Raw genomic sequence first — 18,866 nt, forward strand, 5'->3', positions numbered from 1 at the left:
ATGGAAAAAATTAATCGGTGCTTTTAGAAGCTTGCAGAGCCATTGCACGTTGCACACGCTGCTGATAATCATGGATGCCGGCCAGTTCCGAATCGCTGGCACAGCTGGCTTGAATCTTGGCAGCGTAGTCCGCAAAACTTGAAACCACCTTGGCGGGCACACCAATCGCCACACTGTTATCCGGAATATCTTTGGTCACTACCGAACCGGCACCAATGACGACATTGGAACCAATCTTCACCCCCGGCATAACAATCGTATTGACCCCGATAAACACATGCGAACCGACCTGAATCGAGGCAAAGCGTTGATAGCGTTTGCCTTGCTGGTCTTTAACCAGACAGGTACTGCCATCATGGGTAATAAATTTCACCCCGGAAGTTACGGTAACATGATCGCCAATAGCAATCAGAAAGGGTTCCGAGCCCCAGCTTTTAATATAAATGCGGCAATGTTCACCTACGCTGACCCCTTTTTTCCGCGCATAAGCCACACTGCCTTTGGCCATAAAATAGACCAGGTCAAAGAGTGTATTGAAGACGGATTTTATCAATGCCATGCGCATGACCTTTAGAGCAGCAAAACAAAAAATGCGAGAAGTGGGCTATTTTACGCCTAAATTGGCTTCAGGCATATAATTGCATTGCCAGGCTTATTTGATTTTTCTGGCAGGAATGCCGACATATATTCCCGGCTCGGCAAGCGTTTTGGAAACCAGACTGCACGCTCCAATTACACTATTGTCCGGAATATTGACGCCATCCAGAACCGTCACCCGGGCACCCAACCAGATATTTTCCCCCAGGCTGACTCCCTGCTTGGTAATCTGGTCTTTCACCAAGATATCCGGATCATCAAATTTATGGTTACTGGCAATAATGATACTTTGCGTGCCAATACGGGTATTGTCGCCAATACTGACTCCACCACAGCCATTGATAAATGACTTGGAATTGATGCTGACATCCTGACCAATACTGATATTGCCACCAAAACATTTGATATAACAACTTTCACCAATAAAGCTGTTGTCGGCAATGCTGAGCGTTGCGCCTGGTTCCACAATCAGGCTGACCTGATCGCCGATATAGACATTTTTACCCATACGCACCTGACCTGCAATTTCAAGCGTAGTGCTTTTGCCAAAATATTTAAACCGGGTAGCAAAGGCCTGATTATAAAGCACCTTGCGGCATTGTGCAGTGAACCAGTTCATGAGTTTTAAAGCTTTAAAAAACATCACTTTTTGCTACTCCACACAGAGAATAAAATGGCAAAGTTATAAAAAATCAGGGCAACCGGCACGGCAAGCAGCATATAGATTTTATCTTCTACCAGTAGATACAGGCCGAAAAATAAAACGAATTTAATCAATAACTCAATAATCTGCAATCTAAACAGCACATGGCTACTACGCTGTGCAATCAGGAAGGCCGAACTGGGCGGATTACAAAAAATGGCCCAATAGCCCAAGGCCAAAATCTGGAAATAGGTAGAGATGCCGACCCAGTCTTTGCCAAACACCCATAAATACAGCGACTCTGGCAGCACAAAGAATGCAGCAAATAAGGGCAAAGACAGCAGGCTGAGCAGTACACTGCTTTTCAGGGCTTCCTGACTATTTTCCAGATGTTTAAATTTGCGGATAAAGAACTGGCGAATGGTTTGCGACATTAAATTAATCGGCACCCGCAAAGTCCGCTCCACAATGGCATAGAAGCCCATCGCCTGCACACCGACAAAATGCGAGACCACATAATAAGGCAAGTTATGCGAAAAGCTGTTCAGCAAGGCGTGCGGGGTATTGGAATAAATAAAATCTTGATAGTGCTTAAACGCCTGCCAACTGACCTGATAGAGCTGATTTTTTACAATATAAATCAATATAAACAGCAGCATCAGCACTGAACTGACACTGTAACTGTTGACCAGGCTGATGCTCATCAACAAGGGCAAGCCCAGCTGTACCAGCACCACAATCAGGCTACGCAAAATATTCAGTCCGGCACAGAAATATTCGGCATGCGCGGCAAATTTATAATTATAGATAGTTTGAATCAGGGTATTGGCCAACACACCACTGCAAATGGCAGCGACCACAGCAACATCAAAAATAAAACTTAAGATGATGGCACTGACCGCCACAATACCTGTAGAGAACATCGCTCCTTCAAAGATCAGGCTTTTTTTATCCTGCTCTTCCGCGACCAGTAAGGCTTGATCGAGACGCAAATTGGCAATGGTCGATAAAACGCTGACCACAGCCAATGCGATGCCATATTCACCAAAATCCTGCACCGAATAAAGACGCGTTAAAAAAGGAAGTGCGATAAATGTAATTATCGCACCTACCAATAAACTCGACGTGATTAAGCCAATCGACTGATATTTGGCGAAAATACGCGCAATCATGTCAGATTTTTAACGTACCAACGCATAGCCAACTGAATGCCGGCATCAATTCGAAACTCAGGTGCATAACCCAAGGCTCGCTCAATTTTGGCAATGCTGGCTTGGGAGTGGCGTACATCTCCGGCACGGAAGTCACGGTATACGGCATCTTTCGTATAGTTCACGCCATTTTCAGCCAGTGCAGCCTGAATCGCACGATACAAATCGTTTAATGTGGTGCGGTCACCCACTGCGACGTTATAGACCTGATTTTTTGCGGCATCATCGACTGTGGTTGCTGCCAGAATGTTGGCTTGCACCGTGTTTTCGATAAAGCAGAAATCACGGCTGGTTTCGCCATCACCATTAATAAAGACATCATCACCGGCAATCATGGCTGCGGTCCATTTCGGAATCACCGCGGCATAGGCTCCGTTCGGATCCTGACGCTGGCCAAAAACATTAAAATAGCGCAAACCAATCGCTTTAAAGCCATAAGTTTTAGCAAAAACATCGGCATAGAGCTCATTGACATACTTGGTCACGGCATAAGGCGACAAAGGCTTGCCAATGTTTTCTTCCACTTTCGGCAATGCCGGATGGTCGCCATATGTTGAGCTGCTGGCTGCATAGGTAAAGCTGGAGACTTTGGCATCACGTGCAGCCACCAACATATTTAAAAAACCAGTAATATTTGCACTATTGGTTAGTATTGGATCTGCGATTGATCGTGGCACTGAGCCCAACGCAGCTTCATGCAAGACATAATCCACACCGGCACAGGCTTTTTGGCAATCTTCCAGATTGCGGATATCGCCTTCATAAAAGGTGAATTTTGCCCATTGCGCCGCACTGACCAATGACTGTACTTCATCTAAGTTATGTTGATGACCGGTAGCGAAGTTATCCAGACCGACAACCGTTTGATCGAGTTTCAACAGTGTTTCTAACAGATTGGAGCCAATAAAACCGGCAACCCCCGTCACTAGCCAGATTTTAGGGCTCTGCTTTAATTGCTCGCATACTGTCTGATATTGGCTCATCTTTATAATATCCTTATCAATTATAAACGAAGATCAGATTCAGACTGTGCAAGTACATATTTCAAATCATATAAAACATGTTCTGCTTTGCCCAAGGCACGAATTTTCTCTACGCCCATCTCTTTAAACTGATGATGTGCCACCGCCAAAATGATGGCGTCATAGCTGTGGTCTGTTAATGTCGAAACAGGATCAATCCCATATTCATGCTCGGCTTCGGCACAATCTACCCATGGATCATAAACATCCACATTCACGTGATATTCTTTCAGTTCATTGACGATATCAATAATGCGGGTGTTACGGATATCGGGACAGTTTTCTTTAAAACTTAAACCCAGAATCAGCACCTTGGCATCTTCCACCTGAATGCGTTTTTTCAGCATGCCTTTCACCAACTGAGTCACCACATAGGCACCCATGCCATCATTCAGACGGCGGCCGGCCAAAATAATTTCAGGGTGATAACCAATCGCTTGTGCTTTATGGGTGAGATAGTACGGATCCACCCCGATACAGTGTCCGCCGACCAGACCCGGACGGAACGGCAGGAAGTTCCATTTCGTGCCTGCAGCCTCAAGCACCGCTTCGGTATCAATCCCCATTTTATTGAAGATCAAGGCCAGCTCGTTAATCAGCGCAATATTGACATCACGCTGGGTATTTTCAATCACCTTTGCCGCTTCAGCAACTTTAATGCTAGACGCTTTATGGGTTCCGGCTTCAATAATCAGGTTATAAACCTGATCAACAAAATCAGCGACTTCTGAAGTAGAACCTGAAGTGATTTTGAGAATATTGGTCACGCGGTGCAATTTGTCACCCGGATTAATACGCTCTGGACTATAACCGGCAAAGAAATCCTGATTAAATTTCAAGCCTGAAACTTTTTCCAGTTCAGGAATGCACACCTCTTCAGTGGCTCCCGGATAAACCGTTGATTCATAAACAACAATATCGCCGTCTTTTAGCACTTTACCGATACTTTTCGAGGCTTTGACCAATGGTGTCAGATCCGGCTGCTTATATTCATCAATCGGGGTCGGCACCGTCACAATAAAGAAGTTGCAGTCTTTTAGATCCTCTAAATTTGCAGTATAGGTTAAATGAGTAGATTGTTTTAATTCTTCAGGCGAGACCTCTAAGGTATGGTCTTGACCGCTTTTTAATTCATCAATACGCTTTTGATGAATATCGAAACCAACAACAGAAACCTGTTTTCCAAACTCTACAGCTAAGGGTAAACCTACATATCCTAGACCAATAACGGCAATCTTGAGTTCTGACAGAGTTAGCATTTTGAGCCTTGCTTATTTGTATAATCTATGAATAAAACGGCTTATATTATAGCAGAAAATCAAATTCTTTCTGTTATTAATTTACAGAACTCGAATCCTACTTAAATGCATAAAATCATGAACGGTATGTTTAGCTATTTTTTATGGGATCGACTGTCCTTACGTCTAGAATATGAGGAGCAGTCCACTTTAGCCCAATGGCTAAAGCGAGTGTACACGACTCTAAAATCACCAAAGCATCGGGTAAGTCTCGCCAAGTGATACTTGAACGATATCGATACAATACTGCTTTAAAAAATATTCGGTTTTCTTTGGTAGTTACTCCAACAATACCCGCTCGAGCAGGTAACCGATCTTTCATTTTTTTCCTACAAATCGTCTCTTAATACATAACGTTTAGTCATAAAAGGAAATGATAGCTCATCAGATTTTATCAACCTAATTCATGACAGCCCCTACCTAAACTCAAGTTACCATTATTTCAATGAAATTAGGGCATGTCATCAATTAAGCCCTATCATGATTGAGGCAAGGTAGATCGCTGACAGGAAGTTTTGAGCCAATTTATCATAACGTGTGGCAATAGCACGATACTGCTTGAGCTTGGCGAAAAAGTTCTCGATCAGATGTCTTGCCTTATAAAGATGTTGATCATAATCACGCTGATCAATCGCGTTACTTTTAGACGGCATCACGATCTGACCATTGATCTTATGGATAGGATCAATCACCCGATCCTTGGAATTGTAGGCTTTATCCATGAGCCAAGTCTGACATAACGATAAGTCCAGCAGCACGTCAGCACCATTTAAGTCATGAGTCTGCCCAGCAGTGAGATAAAATCCTGTTGGGTTGCCTAAAGCATCAGTACGGGCATGAATAGTGTGTACGACTCTAAAATCCCCGAAGCGTTCTGGTAAGTCTCGCCACGGAATACCTGAACGATACCGATACAATACTGCTTCAACAAATAGCCTATTGTCTTTGGCAGTTACGCCAACAGTACTCGCTCGTCCGGGTAACAGATCCTTAATCTGTTCCCACTGATCATCTCTTAATGCATAGCGTTTAGTCATAAAAAATAATGAAGACAGGTTAGATTTTCTCAACCTAATTGATGACAGGCTCTAATTAAATAGGTTTTGATTTTATTACAATTGATATGAACAATATTTTCATAGACAATATGAAAAATTTTTTTATTATTTTAAGAGCAACATGAACCCAACAACTCCAACCGAAGATACTATTGATTTAAAAGAATTATTTTACATCTTAGCTTCTCAATGGAAAACTATTCTTTTTGCAATTGTAGTTTCCTTTTTCATAGCACTCTGTTACTTATTCATTACTACCCATTCATCCAAACAACTCTATGCCGCAAATGCGTTAATTAATTTCAATCATGATCAAAAATATGCCAATTTAACGGACTTTAATCAAAAGAAACAATTTTTGACTAATCAAATTGAAAATATTCAATCAAGGTTGATACTTGACTCAGTCATCCAACAAAATCCATTTTTTAATTTCTCGGTTTCAAAAATTGATGATAAAAACTCTAATCAAAATTTAGTTGTTAAATATTCACAAAATAATCTTACTGTTGTTGATGGTAATAACAAGTTTATAATCTCTAATTTTGAAGTTCCACAACGTTATTTAGATCAACCATTAAAATTAAAAATTTTATCTCCTTACTTTCAGCTATCGGATGATAAGGGCAAACTTTTATTAAAAAGTCGCTTAAATCATGATAATCAATATATAAATACCAATAATTTTGGGACCATTTCCATTCATTCAAAAGATGATATTCAGCAAGAATATATCATTAAAGTACTTTCTTTGGCTGCCGCAAACAAGCAAATTAAAGAGCAACTCAGTGTGAAAGAAACAAAAGAAAATTCGGGTATTCTGGAACTTAATTATACTAATAATGATCAGCAGCAGGCGCTTAATATTTTAAACTCCATTCTCATTAATTATGATGAAAATACGAATATTGATCCAAACTCAATAAAAAATATTCAAAAATTCAATTATTTAGATAAACAAATTTCCACTACCCGACAAAATCTTTTGGATGCTGAGGTCAATTTAAAAAAATTTACTCAGCAACATCAAGATTTTAAATTACCTAAAGAATCTGAGCTATATCTTAATACTAGAATAGGACTAGGTTTAGACTTAATCAATCTTCAACAAAATCTTGAAAATACGCTACGTCAAAATAGCGATACCGCTGCCGTAGTTTCGCAGATTACAAGACAAATCAATTCGCAAAAACAGGAAATTACCGATCAAGAAACTCAAATGCAAATTTTGCCTCAACTGCAGCAAGAATACATCAAATTGATGAGTCAGGTAGAAATCAATCAACAATATCTTATTAATTTATTAGGAGATTATAAAAAATTATTAATAGCTCGTTCAGGTACTAACGATACTGTTAATATAACTGAGACTTTAGTTAGCCCCGTTCTTTCTGCTCAACCTAAAAAATATCTCATCCTTACTTTATCTTTATTTGTAGGCGCCTTCTTAGGATGTTTATTTACATTACTACGTTCAATCTACCAAACTGGTGTTAAAAGTACAGAATTGATTGAGAAAGAGTTAAATATTCCTGTACTTGGCACCTTACCTTTGGAGAAAAAAACTAATAATCGAGTAGATAATTTAACCAAGAATACAACACAATGGAATGAATTACGCAATTTACGTACCAATATTCAATATGCTCTAAAAAATGCAACCAATAAAGTTATTTCTGTCTCATCTCCATCACCCAAATTAAATTCATCTTACATTGCAACCCATTTGGCTATAACACTTTCCCAAACAAATAAAAGAGTTGTCTTAATAGATGCTGATTTAAGAAATGGCGAAATTGCGTATTCTTTTAACTACACGGGATTAAAAGGACTTCATGATTATTTACTTTCTACCACTTCTTATGCAGAAATTATTCAAATCACACAATTTGAAAATTTACATTGCATTTATTCAGGTTCCAATACAGATAACGCTCCAGAATTAATTGAATCAGAACAATTTTCTGCTTTATTAAATCAACTTTCTAAAGAATATGACTATATTGTGATTAATACTCCACCAATTTTAGCAAGTGCTGAAAGTGTGATTATTTCTCAATATACGAGTTTAAATTTATTACTTGCAGGTTTCAATCAAACACCTATACAAGATTTAGAATTATCAGTTGAACGATTCAAACATGTAGGAACAAATCTGCACGGTATTATCTTAACTGATATCCCTACGGGCTTACAAAGTTACGGCTATAAATATTTTTATGAGTTATAAAACCAGATCGTAATTAGTCATTCAAAAGCCAGTTTTATACTGGCTTTTTTATTTTTTTTCACATAACTCTAACCAAATCCATTTCAAAAATGAAACTTATGTTCAAGATTTGTCAAAATTTTCTGCTAAGATGGAAGGAGTATTAACAATAAAATGATTTTGGGAAAATCTATGAGTAAAGCTTTACCCATCGCTGTCGCTGTTCTTTTAGGCGGTGCTGCACTTGTGCCTGTTTATTATGCAACTCAAAACCCGGCTACTGTGACATCAAAAGCATCAAAAAATGCCTCTGCTGTTGAAAAAATCAGTTATGCGCTCGGTTATGAAGTCGCACATCAAACCCCGCCTGAATTAGACATTAACAGCTTTGTTACAGGTGTGCGTGAAGGACATGCTCGTAATAAACCGGCTTATACAGAACAAGAACTTCAACAAGCCTATCAGCAGTTCCAGAAAGAGATGCAACAGAAACAGCTGGATCAAGCCAAAACAGCTCAATCCTCAAGTGACAATTTCCTGGCTGAAAATGCAAAAAAACCGGGTGTGAAAATCACGGCTTCAGGCTTGCAGTACAAAATCACCAAAGAAGGTACTGGTAAGCAGCCGACCGCAACTTCTGTTGTTACCGTTCATTACAAAGGCCAACTGGTCGATGGCAAGGTATTTGACAGCTCGATTGAACGTGGGCAACCGATTGAATTCCCGCTCAATCAGGTCATTCCGGGTTGGACTGAAGGTCTGCAACTGATGAAGGAAGGCGGTAAAGCTACCCTTTATATTCCTTCACAATTGGGCTACGGCGAACAAGGTGTTCCGGGCATGATTCCTGCCAATAGCACCCTGATTTTTGATGTTGAACTGCTTAAAGTAAAATAAAAATTTTAAGGAGAGCTTTTGCTCTCCTTATTTATCTTGAGATAAGAAAATGAAAACATCTATAACATTCCTTTGTTTATGCATGTGCACCACGGCAAGTTTTGCAAAAACGGTGACCAATAGCAGCAGTTTAAAGGAACAGGTTGGTTACAGCTTTGGTTACTTAATGGGACGTAGCAATGCTGACTCGTTTAAAGATTTAGACTTGGAGGCTTTCATCCTGGGTCTAAAGACAGCCACGCAAGGCGGTAAATCTGCCCTGACCGATGAAGAAATGGCTCGTGTTTTGAACCAGCATAAAAAGCAAAGTGAAGCAAAACAGCTGATTGAATTAAAACAAAAGGCCGAAACCAATGCCAAAATTGGGGCGGAATTTTTAGCTGCCAATGCCAAAAAAGAAGGTGTTCAAAGCACCAAATCCGGTTTGCAATATCAGATTTTAAAACAGGGTACAGGAAAATCACCGAAGGCCAATTCTGTGGTTAAAGTCAATTATGAAGGCCGGCTCATTGATGGAACCGTGTTTGACAGCTCAATCGCCCGGAACCAGCCAGCGGAATTTCAGGTCAGCCAGGTGATTCAAGGCTGGACGGAAGGCTTACAGCTGATGAAAGAAGGGGCCAAATACCGCTTTTTCATTCCTGCACAACTGGGCTACGGTCAAATTGGTTCCGGCGATGTGATTGAACCGAATAGCACCTTGATTTTTGATGTCGAACTGCTTGAAGTATTGCCTAAATCCAGCAAGTAATCGATCAACCCATGTTTCATGTAAAAATAGCGAGTGAGTTAACCTGAAACTCCCCCCACAGTTAGGGCTGCTCGCCATTTTTAACATGGATGAGATGCATTAGCCCATATTGCGCTTCATGCTGGCAGAGGTCATTCTTTTGAAATCCTGCCGATCTATTTTCTCTTTTGCCACACCCTAGAAATAAGATTAACCCTATATTTATTCAATATTTAGATACATATCCTGGTTAATTAAAAGCATGTTTCAATTTATGCAGAATAGTTGCTGCCAAAACTGAACGATCTTGTACAATCATTAAAGAAAATTCATTTCTATCTTTTTAATTCATACATTTTTTTATTTATTACAAGGATCAAATCCATGGCTCTCAGCATTAAAACTCGCGAAATTCAGTACACCGCGCCAGACGGAACCCAGTTGATTGGATATTTTGCCGCACCTGAATCAGAAAAACCGCTCGCGGGCATTATTGTTGCACCAGAATGGTGGGGACGAAATGATTACACTGAACAACGTGCGCGCGAGCTTGCCGAACACGGCTACGCGGCCCTTGCCATTGATATGTACGGGAATAAAAAAGTCACCATGGCTGTGCCTCAAGCTAGCGAATGGATGATGCAAACCTTTGAAGATCCAGAAACAATTGTGACTCGTGCGTCCGCAGGTTTGGTCACATTAGCTGCGCAAGAAGAAGTAAATGCAGATAAACTGGCAGCTGTAGGCTTCTGTTATGGTGGCAAGGTAGTACTTGATCTGGCTCGTTCTGGCGCAGATTTAAAAGCTGTCGTGACTTTCCATGGCAACTTGACTCCGAAAACCCCTGCACAACCCGGACAGGTCAAAGCTGAAATTCTAGTGCTCCACGGAGAACTAGACAGCATGGTCAGCCTGGATGATGTAGCACGCTTTAAAGAAGAAATGCATGCTGCTCAGGTCGAGCATGAAGTGATTATCTTCGAAAATGCTAAACATGGTTTCAGCAATCCGCTTGCAGACGAGCGTGCCAAAGCCAATGGTGTTGATCTGGGCTATAATGCAGCAGCCGAACAGCAAGGCTTATCTGCCATGTATGAATTATTTAAAACTCGACTTGGTGAATAACAATGAAGGTAAAGATGGTGCTGCTATTTTTACCGATCCACTGACATGGATAACTTAGAGAGGATACAACAATGACTACAAATAATTGTGCATATTGTAATTTTGATGAATATGACATCATTGATAAAAATGATTTCGGTGTGATTTTACCCGAACCAAATGCTTTATCTAAAGGTCACTCAGTCATTATTCCTCTACGTCATGTCAGTTCTTTTTTTGATATCACCGACAAAGAACGTAAAAGTCTGATGTCTTTGCTGGAGCTTGCCCGGAATGAGTTGAAGCTACGTTATCACCCTGCAGGCTTTCATATTGGCTTTAATGATGGCGCAGTATTTGGTCAGGCTGATGAACATTTGCATATTCATATTATTCCACGCTATGAAGGCCAAACCTTGAAACTTGACGAGCGTTGGGGCATGACCAGCGAATAAAAATGGATTGAATTTTATCAATCAAAAAATGATGCTTCGGCATCATTTTTTTGCTTTGGACAGCACAGCAGTACCACGCAATTTTCGTTATACTATTCATCTATTCCTACGCTACGGTTCACATGTCACTGTTTTCTTTTGCCGATGCCCTGCTTTCCTGGTTTGACGTTCATGGTCGTCATGATTTGCCCTGGCAAGTGGCAGATGATCCCTACAAGGTCTGGGTCTCAGAAATCATGTTGCAGCAAACTCAAGTTAAAACTGTGCTGCAATATTTTGAGCGTTTCATCGAACGTTTTCCCACAGTTGAAGATTTGGGACAGGCTAGTTGGGATGAGGTAGCCCCTTATTGGGCGGGTTTGGGTTACTATGCCCGCGCTCGAAATTTGCATAAAGCTGCGGGAATGGTGGCTCGTCAAGGTCATTTTCCAGCTACATTAGAAGAATGGATCGAGCTTCCCGGAATTGGCCCATCCACTGCAGGGGCACTGATGTCACTAGGTCTGCGTCAGTACGGCGTGATTATGGATGGCAATGTCAAACGGGTATTGGCGCGTTTCTTTGCCATTGAAGATGATCTGTCCAAACCTGTGCATGAACGTGCCATGTGGCAACTGGCAGAACAGCTTTGCCCTGTTGAGCGCAATCATGACTATACCCAGGCGATTATGGATCTGGGTGCAACCATCTGTACACCGAAAAAACCATTGTGTTTGTATTGCCCGATGCAACAACACTGTAAAGCACATCAACAGGGACTGGAATCTGAACTACCGTTTAAAAAAGCCAAAAAGCCTGTTCCGGTAAAATCAGCGCACGTTTTGCTGGTTCAATCTCATGATCAATGGTTATGGCAACAACGCCCAAATAGCGGACTATGGGGCGGTTTATGGTGCTTGCCGATTATTGAAGATGCTGCCGAATTTGAACGACTGTGCCAATCTTTAGGTTTAAAAAAAGTCATTCAACGCGCTGAAATCACGCATAGTTTTACCCATTTTACCTGGCAACTGGAAGCCGTCTGCTTTGAAGTCGATGCTGACCAGCAAGAATATCTTGCCATTGAATTGAATAGCACATGGTTAAGCCCACAAAAGGCAATAGCAATGGGCTTGCCCACTGCGATGAAAAAATTGATCTCTGCAGTAAATTTATGACATAGTCAGGCACTGTACTTCTAAGAATTTTCACATTAATTAGAATGAAAAAGGATGCATAGTGCAACGTTTTATTTCGACCTTATTTTTGGGTTTTAGCATTTTGTGGATTGCGGCATGTACATCAACGCCGCAAAAACCGTCCTCTACCCCACTTCCCCCAACTCAGGTGCAAAAGCTGAAAAGTATGCAACTGAAATCATCCTTGCCTATTCCGGTAAAAAATATCAAAGCCAGACAGTTAAAGGATACCTGGGGCGCTTCCCGCAGTAGTGGCCGCACCCATGAGGGCATTGATATTATGGCTCCACGTGGAACAAAAGTGCTAAGTGCCACAGAAGGCCTGATTGCCGACTTACGCAATAACAATTTGGGTGGTAAAGTGGTTTGGATTTTGGGACCTGGTGGAAGCTGGCATTACTATGCCCATCTTGATGATCATAAACGCGGCTTAAATGTCGGCGATTATGTCAAAAAAGGTGATCTGATTGGTTATGTCGGCAATACCGGCAATGCACGTCATACGGCGCCGCATTTACACTATGGCATTTACCTCGAGGGTAAAGGTCGTGGTGTGGTCAATCCCTATCCTTATTTACGTTAATTTTTTAGGAACTATTCATGTCAGAAGCGTTGATCAATCGTTTGGTCGAATTTGCTGAATCAGGCAATCAACAAAAAATTGTGTTGGCGGGACAAACCCATCAAGGCTGGGTGATGGAAATTACCGAAGAGGCGCTTTTGATCAGCACCGGTTTTGCCGAAAAAACGGGTAAAGATATGTGGATTCAATTCACCGATTTACCGCAAGCCGAACTGTATTATTGGGATAACCAACAAGATCAATGGACTGAATTCAAGCTTTAAGCTAGATCAGGAGCATCAAAAATGTCGATTCAACGCTGTGGCTGGTGCTCGAATGATCCTCTCTATATGGCCTACCATGATCATGAGTGGGGAAAGGTCAGTCATGATGAAGCCCATTTATTTGAAATGCTGTGTCTGGAAGGACAACAGGCCGGTTTATCCTGGATTACAGTACTGAAAAAACGTGACTGCTATCGGCAGCATTTCTTTCAATTTGCGATTGCAGAGATCGCCCAGTTCAGTGATGCAAAGCTGGAAAATAAACTCCAAGATGCCGGCTTGATCCGACACATCGGCAAGCTCAAAGCGATTCGTGATAATGCCCTTGCCTGGCAACATTTAGCACAACAATTAAAACCACAACAAATGAATGTTAGCGACTGGTTATGGAGCTTTGTTCAACATCAAACCCTACACAATGATGTGCCGGATTATCGTCAGGCGCCAGCCCAAACCGATATCAGTCTTGCACTCTCAAAAGCTTTAAAAAAGAACGGTTTTAAATTCGTAGGACCCACCACCTGTTATGCTTTTATGCAAGCAGTCGGTATGGTCGATGACCATGAAAATCATTGCGCTTTTAAATCAACTTAACACGTGACTATAATCATAAAAGGATTCCGCTATGAATGACAATATCATCCATGCTTATGCAGCCATGCAGGCCGGTGCAGCGCTTGAACCCTACCAGTTTGATGCCGGAGAACTCCAGCCGCATCAGGTGGAAGTCAAAGTCGAATATTGTGGCCTATGCCATTCCGATATTTCAGTGATCAATAATGACTGGAAATCTTCGGTTTATCCTGTGGTGGCTGGACATGAAATTATTGGTACTATCACTCAGCTGGGTTCAGAAGCCAAAGGCTTGAAAGTGGGACAACGTGTGGGCATCGGCTGGACTGCTGAAAGTTGCCAGTATTGCGATCCCTGTGTATCAGGTCAGCAAGTTATGTGTAGCGGTGAGAAAAAAGCAACGATTGTTGGTCATGCCGGTGGATTTGCCGACAAAGTCCGAGCCGGTTGGCAATGGGTGATTCCACTGCCCGAAGATCTGGATCCTGAAAGTGCAGGTCCTTTACTCTGTGGCGGTATTACCGTATTTGATCCGATTCTAAAACACCAGATTCAAGCCATTCATCATGTGGGTGTGATCGGGATTGGCGGTTTAGGTCATATGGCGATTAAACTGCTAAAGGCCTGGGGCTGTGAAATTACGGCATTCACTTCTAATTTAGACAAGACAGAAGAACTGAAAGCCATGGGGGCAGACCATGTGGTGAATAGTCGAGATACAGCCGCATTAAAAGCACAACGCGGAAAATTCGATTTGTTACTCAGTACCGTCAATGTGACCTTGGACTGGCAGGCTTACCTCGCGACGCTTGCACCAAACGGTACGGTGCATATGTTGGGACTTCCCTTGGAGCCCATGCAGATCTCGGCTGGCACACTGATTGGCGGGGCAAAATCTGTTACCGGTTCACCTACAGGCTCCCCTGCTGCACTACGCCAATTACTGAAGTTTGCAGCGCGGAAAAATATTGCACCACAAATTGAAGTCTTCCCGATGTCACAACTCAATCAAGCGATTGAACATCTACATTCAGGAAATGCACGTTACCGGATTGTGCTCAAAGCAGATTTTTAGTTTATTTTCCAATTTAATTTTCGCTCGAATCCAATCTGCTAAGACCAATAAAACTTGGCAGATTTTTATTCATGATGAAATTGACATCTCATCAAGTGCTGGATTATCCGCCCTGCTCATAAAATATATCTGGAAAAAAAGTCCGCATCATGCGGACTTTTTAATTTTTGTTGATTAGCGTAAAGCTTCTGGCAAGAGCGAAATACTCGAGGGTTTCGCGAGTTCAGTCTTCATCTTCTGCAGCATCTGATAAGGTTGCTGCTGTACAAACATATTCACAAAGGTTAAAGGAATGGAACCTTCAGGATTGGCATAACCATAAGTTGAAACTTTGACTCTATTATTGGCTAATTTCTGAAAACTCCAATCGCCTTCATAATGGGTTAAACGGATATAATCCGGATTTTTGGCATAACCTTTATCGACCGCTTTATTTTTAATCATGACGATGCCTTGAGCATCTTTTATCATTTTTCCCTGCACCACTAAATCACGATCTTTTAGCGGAAAAGGAAAATCCAGTACCATATATAATAAAAATTCGCCTTTTTTATCATCGCGCGATAGCACTTTCACGCTGCCCATATACGGCACCCATTTCACCGCATGGTCGACATCTAGAATCAGACCAACGGCCTTTTCAAAAGACGTATCGTAGGTGGTTTCAGCTTTGTATAAAAATACCGGGTTTTGACTGTTTTGGTAGGTCCAGACTTTAATATTATTTTTATTAATACTGAGCTTGGCATTATCGACAGGTTTAGCTTGTGCAGTAGCAAGCATTGCTACTGCACAGACCATCAAGATCACTTTTTTCATTCCATTGCACTTCTTATTTTAATTTTGCTGTGTATTGTTATAAATGATTTTAACGATTTTTTATACTTGAATATCATTAAAACCCAGTACATCTTTCATGTCATATTTACGCGCTTCACGGCCCACCACCCAAGCGGCAGCACGAACCGCACCAGCGGCAAAATTCATACGGTTAGTGGCTTTATGGGTAATTTCAACACGTTCGCCTTCACCAATGAACATTACCGTATGTTCACCGACAATATCACCACCACGAATGGTTTCAAAACCAATGGTTTGACGATCACGTGGACCAGTATGCCCTTCACGACCGTAAACAGCTACTTCTTTCAGGTTACGGCCTAAAGTATCGGCAATTGCTTCACCCATCATCAGTGCTGTACCTGATGGTGCATCGACTTTATGACGGTGATGCGCTTCAATTACTTCAATATCGACTGTATCACCAAATACTTTAGAAGCAAGTTCCAACAGTTTGATAGAAACGTTCACGCCAACAGAATAGTTTGCCGCATAGACCACAGGGGTTTGCGTTGCGCTGTCATCTAAGAATGCTTTTTGTTCGTCGTTCATGCCGGTAGTACCAATCACAATGGCCACACCCGCTTCACGGCATAATTTTAAATGCTGTGCAGTCGCAACAGGCGCTGTGAAATCAATCACCACGTCACAGTCTTTTAATACGTCTTGTAAATTGCCAACAACCTTGACACCAACAGCACCAATACCTGCAAGCTCGCCTGCATCTGCACCAATTAAGCTGCTTTCAGGGCGTTCAACTGCTGCTGCAAGCTGGTAACCTGCTTCTTTCACGGCTTGAATAAGGATGCGTCCCATACGACCGCCTGCACCTAATACACCAATGCGTGGAGCTGCTGACATAACATATTCCTAATGTTGTTTCTAAATTGTTCTTACTATATCAAAACTCTGTACTAAGACTAAGTTTCAAGCTCAAATATTTCATCCAAACTGTATTAACTTTGCCTACTTATCTGAATATTCACCCAGCATACATGCTGCAGGTCTGTCACGCGTACGTACCATCCGCGATGCAAACTTTAATCTAAAAAAATAAATGCTTTAGTTGCAGATTTTCATCTCACTGTAAACATTGCTACGCAGACTAGCGATCACGAATGATAAAAAGATAAATTATAAGGAGATCAAGATGCATTCGAAAAAAATTGCGTTAACTGTTTTGATGGCAACAACCATGACGACTGCATGGGCAGAGCCTGCAGTTCAGGCAGGAGATACTTTAGAAAGCTTATCGCAGGTGAAAATAAATATTCGTACCCACACTGCCACACCTGCTCAAGCTGAAAATAATCAGCCAGCAACGCAGCAAAAACCGACCACGGAACCCGCAGCACAAATGGTCGATGTCAATGCGATTGATCAACCCATCTCTCAATAATGCATTCAGCAGAGATAAAAAAAGGGTGATATTACGATCACCCTTTTTTGACTGCTACTCGAAATTAATCAAACAGACCGAAGAACGACTTTTTCTTTGGAGATGATTTATTGTCATCACCATCCAGCGTTTCTTGCAATTCTTTTAACAACTCGCGTTGACGAGCGGTCAAGTTGACTGGTGTTTCAACCACTACGCGGCAGAGTAAGTCACCTTGCATGCTGGTACGTACCGGTTTAACCCCTTTACCACGCAGGCGGAACATTTTGCCGGTTTGAGTTCCCTCAGGAATTTTCAGGCTGACACGACCATCCAGGGTTGGAATCTGGATTTCTTTACCCAAAGCCGCATCGGCAATGCTCACTGGCACATCCATATACAGGTCTGCACCATCGCGCTGGAAGATTTCATGCTCACGCACTACCACTTCAACGTATAAATCACCTGACTGACCATCACGAATCGCTTCACCCTTACCACTTAAACGTACGCGGTCACCGTTGTCCACCCCTGCTGGAATGGTCACTTCAAGCGTTTGCTGACGGTCTTTTACACCTGAACCATGACACGTATTACATGGATTCTTGATGATTTTACCTTGACCGCGACAGGTGCTACAGGTTTGTTGAACAGAGAAGAAACCTTGTTGCATACGCACTTGACCTGCACCATGACAGGTTTTACAGGTTTCAACATCGTTCGGGTTTTTAGAGCCTTTACCGTCACAGGCCTCACATGGTGCCGGTGCAGTAAAAGTAATGGTTTTTTTCACGCCCTTGACTGCTTCTTCAAGCGTCAATTCCATCACGTAGCGAAGGTCTGATCCACGGCGTGCACGTTGCTGACCACGGCCACCACCGCCACCGAATGCACCACCAAAGATGTCGCCAAACTGACTAAAGATGTCTTCAGCGCTGAAACCGCCACCAAAGCCACCACCGCCCATGCCGCCTTCAAAAGCGTTATGCCCCATACGGTCATACATGCTGCGTTTTTCGCTGTCAGATAAAATTTCATAAGCTTCGGCAGCTTCTTTAAATTTCTCTTCAGCTTCAGGGTTGTCCGGGTTACGGTCTGGATGATATTTCATCGCCAACTTACGGTAGGCTTTTTTAATTTCATCATCACTAGCGGTTTTAGCGACGCCCAAAACCTCATAATAATCACGTTTAGCCATGTCTGGCGATGCTCCTCACGGAATTTTATTTAATACTTAACTGTGGAGTGAAATTGGGGATGGAAACAAATTTTACAAGGGGGAAATGGGAAAAAAGTTTATTCGGCTTAGAAAACGGCTTTATTTTTGAAAAATCGAGAAATTCCCTTGAGCCAGGCATTCAACAAGAATAAAAAGGCAATCATGGCGAAAACCACGCCTGCGACGGTACAACCTTTGACCCAAACAGCGCTATCCCAATAAAAGAAAATCAGTGGAATAAACCAGAGTGCCGCAAAACACACCAGAATCATATAAATCACAATATTACGCATGATCCAGAGGGCTTGCGCCTGAAGCCAGACCTCCACCTCATTCACTTTTGTGACTTTGCGCGCAAACCAGTAAGCAAATATGCCACTAATCACAGTAAATAAGGCCAAAAACATCAAGACATAGGAAATCGCAATAGAGCGGCGAAGTCGGCTTAAATTGTCTTGAGTCATGTGCGTTTCAACCCCATTTACCACATGTTTAGAGTTTTAATATGTAGTAAATTGCTTGATAAAAATGTA

The 18,866-nt window shown here is 41.9% G+C and carries 22 protein-coding genes; 11 read left to right on the forward strand and 11 right to left on the reverse strand.

The annotated features are described in order from the left end of the window. Positions 1-10: 10 nt before the first annotated feature. The 7 genes from ACE01R_RS08640 to ACE01R_RS08670 form a co-directional block, all read right to left on the reverse strand. Positions 11-559, reverse strand: coding sequence for an acyltransferase (locus ACE01R_RS08640; protein ID WP_395550402.1), 549 nt, complete (start codon positions 557-559; stop codon positions 11-13). 93 nt (positions 560-652) lie between these two features. Beyond that, positions 653-1,240 carry an acyltransferase gene (locus ACE01R_RS08645; RefSeq protein WP_395550543.1) on the reverse strand — a complete coding sequence of 196 codons (588 nt, stop codon included), beginning with the start codon at positions 1,238-1,240 and terminating at the stop codon, positions 653-655. Then, positions 1,240-2,412: a lipopolysaccharide biosynthesis protein gene (locus ACE01R_RS08650; protein WP_395550403.1), complete on the reverse strand. Its 1,173-nt coding sequence runs from the start codon at positions 2,410-2,412 to the stop codon at positions 1,240-1,242. Before ACE01R_RS08650 ends, ACE01R_RS08645 begins: the two co-directional genes overlap by 1 nt. Further along, positions 2,409-3,434, reverse strand: a complete 1,026-nt coding sequence (locus ACE01R_RS08655) for an NAD-dependent epimerase/dehydratase family protein (protein ID WP_395550404.1) — start codon at positions 3,432-3,434, stop codon at positions 2,409-2,411. Before ACE01R_RS08655 ends, ACE01R_RS08650 begins: the two co-directional genes overlap by 4 nt. Before the next feature lie 20 nt (positions 3,435-3,454). Beyond that, a complete protein-coding gene (gene tviB, locus ACE01R_RS08660; RefSeq protein ID WP_395550406.1) occupies positions 3,455-4,732 on the reverse strand; it encodes a Vi polysaccharide biosynthesis UDP-N-acetylglucosamine C-6 dehydrogenase TviB in 1,278 nt (425 codons plus the stop codon). A 130-nt stretch (positions 4,733-4,862) separates the two neighbouring features. Beyond that, complete coding sequence (locus ACE01R_RS08665; RefSeq protein ID WP_395550409.1) at positions 4,863-5,093, reverse strand: hypothetical protein; 231 nt, start codon at positions 5,091-5,093, stop codon at positions 4,863-4,865. 142 nt (positions 5,094-5,235) lie between these two features. Next, positions 5,236-5,808 (reverse strand): IS5 family transposase, encoded by a 573-nt coding sequence (locus tag ACE01R_RS08670; protein ID WP_395550412.1) that lies wholly within the window; start codon positions 5,806-5,808, stop codon positions 5,236-5,238. Positions 5,809-5,950: 142 nt separating this feature from the next. Here ACE01R_RS08670 and ACE01R_RS08675 point away from each other — a divergent pair, with 142 nt between their 5' ends. The 10 genes from ACE01R_RS08675 to ACE01R_RS08720 all read left to right on the forward strand — a co-directional run bounded on the left by ACE01R_RS08675 (position 5,951) and on the right by ACE01R_RS08720 (position 14,896). After that, positions 5,951-8,059 carry a polysaccharide biosynthesis tyrosine autokinase gene (locus tag ACE01R_RS08675; protein ID WP_395550416.1) on the forward strand — a complete coding sequence of 703 codons (2,109 nt, stop codon included), beginning with the start codon at positions 5,951-5,953 and terminating at the stop codon, positions 8,057-8,059. Between the two features lie 171 nt (positions 8,060-8,230). Then, a complete protein-coding gene (locus ACE01R_RS08680) occupies positions 8,231-8,935 on the forward strand; it encodes an FKBP-type peptidyl-prolyl cis-trans isomerase (protein ID WP_395550417.1) in 705 nt (234 codons plus the stop codon). Positions 8,936-8,984: 49 nt separating this feature from the next. After that, entirely contained in the window at positions 8,985-9,686 is a 702-nt protein-coding gene (locus tag ACE01R_RS08685) for an FKBP-type peptidyl-prolyl cis-trans isomerase (protein WP_395550418.1), read from the forward strand. Positions 9,687-10,049: 363 nt separating this feature from the next. Next, entirely contained in the window at positions 10,050-10,790 is a 741-nt protein-coding gene (locus ACE01R_RS08690; protein ID WP_395550419.1) for a dienelactone hydrolase family protein, read from the forward strand. Between the two features lie 71 nt (positions 10,791-10,861). Next, positions 10,862-11,224, forward strand: a complete 363-nt coding sequence (locus tag ACE01R_RS08695) for an HIT family protein (RefSeq protein WP_395550420.1) — start codon at positions 10,862-10,864, stop codon at positions 11,222-11,224. Between the two features lie 122 nt (positions 11,225-11,346). Beyond that, positions 11,347-12,381, forward strand: a complete 1,035-nt coding sequence (mutY, locus tag ACE01R_RS08700) for an A/G-specific adenine glycosylase (RefSeq protein WP_395550426.1) — start codon at positions 11,347-11,349, stop codon at positions 12,379-12,381. A 61-nt stretch (positions 12,382-12,442) separates the two neighbouring features. Beyond that, positions 12,443-12,985 (forward strand): M23 family metallopeptidase, encoded by a 543-nt coding sequence (locus ACE01R_RS08705; RefSeq protein ID WP_395550429.1) that lies wholly within the window; start codon positions 12,443-12,445, stop codon positions 12,983-12,985. 17 nt (positions 12,986-13,002) lie between these two features. Continuing rightward, positions 13,003-13,248, forward strand: a complete 246-nt coding sequence (locus ACE01R_RS08710) for a hypothetical protein (RefSeq protein ID WP_086196761.1) — start codon at positions 13,003-13,005, stop codon at positions 13,246-13,248. A gap of 21 nt (positions 13,249-13,269) precedes the next feature. Further along, positions 13,270-13,842 carry a DNA-3-methyladenine glycosylase I gene (locus tag ACE01R_RS08715; protein ID WP_395550431.1) on the forward strand — a complete coding sequence of 191 codons (573 nt, stop codon included), beginning with the start codon at positions 13,270-13,272 and terminating at the stop codon, positions 13,840-13,842. A 31-nt stretch (positions 13,843-13,873) separates the two neighbouring features. Then, on the forward strand, positions 13,874-14,896 hold the full coding sequence (locus ACE01R_RS08720; protein ID WP_395550432.1) for an NAD(P)-dependent alcohol dehydrogenase: 1,023 nt from the start codon (positions 13,874-13,876) through the stop codon (positions 14,894-14,896). A gap of 174 nt (positions 14,897-15,070) precedes the next feature. Here ACE01R_RS08720 and ACE01R_RS08725 read toward each other — a convergent pair whose 3' ends face one another. After that, complete coding sequence (locus tag ACE01R_RS08725) at positions 15,071-15,715, reverse strand: START domain-containing protein (protein ID WP_395550434.1); 645 nt, start codon at positions 15,713-15,715, stop codon at positions 15,071-15,073. A gap of 60 nt (positions 15,716-15,775) precedes the next feature. Beyond that, positions 15,776-16,597: a 4-hydroxy-tetrahydrodipicolinate reductase gene (gene dapB, locus ACE01R_RS08730; protein ID WP_395550442.1), complete on the reverse strand. Its 822-nt coding sequence runs from the start codon at positions 16,595-16,597 to the stop codon at positions 15,776-15,778. 289 nt (positions 16,598-16,886) lie between these two features. Here dapB and ACE01R_RS08735 point away from each other — a divergent pair, with 289 nt between their 5' ends. Further along, entirely contained in the window at positions 16,887-17,135 is a 249-nt protein-coding gene (locus ACE01R_RS08735; protein ID WP_395550443.1) for a hypothetical protein, read from the forward strand. Between the two features lie 64 nt (positions 17,136-17,199). On the opposite strand, the gene dnaJ is transcribed toward ACE01R_RS08735, so the two are convergent. Continuing rightward, a complete protein-coding gene (dnaJ, locus tag ACE01R_RS08740; protein ID WP_395550444.1) occupies positions 17,200-18,312 on the reverse strand; it encodes a molecular chaperone DnaJ in 1,113 nt (370 codons plus the stop codon). Positions 18,313-18,419: 107 nt separating this feature from the next. Then, complete coding sequence (locus ACE01R_RS08745) at positions 18,420-18,797, reverse strand: hypothetical protein (RefSeq protein ID WP_395550445.1); 378 nt, start codon at positions 18,795-18,797, stop codon at positions 18,420-18,422. Positions 18,798-18,866 lie beyond the last annotated feature (69 nt).

The organism is Acinetobacter sp. BSP-28, from assembly GCF_044130285.1.
Classification (GTDB): domain Bacteria; phylum Pseudomonadota; class Gammaproteobacteria; order Pseudomonadales; family Moraxellaceae; genus Acinetobacter.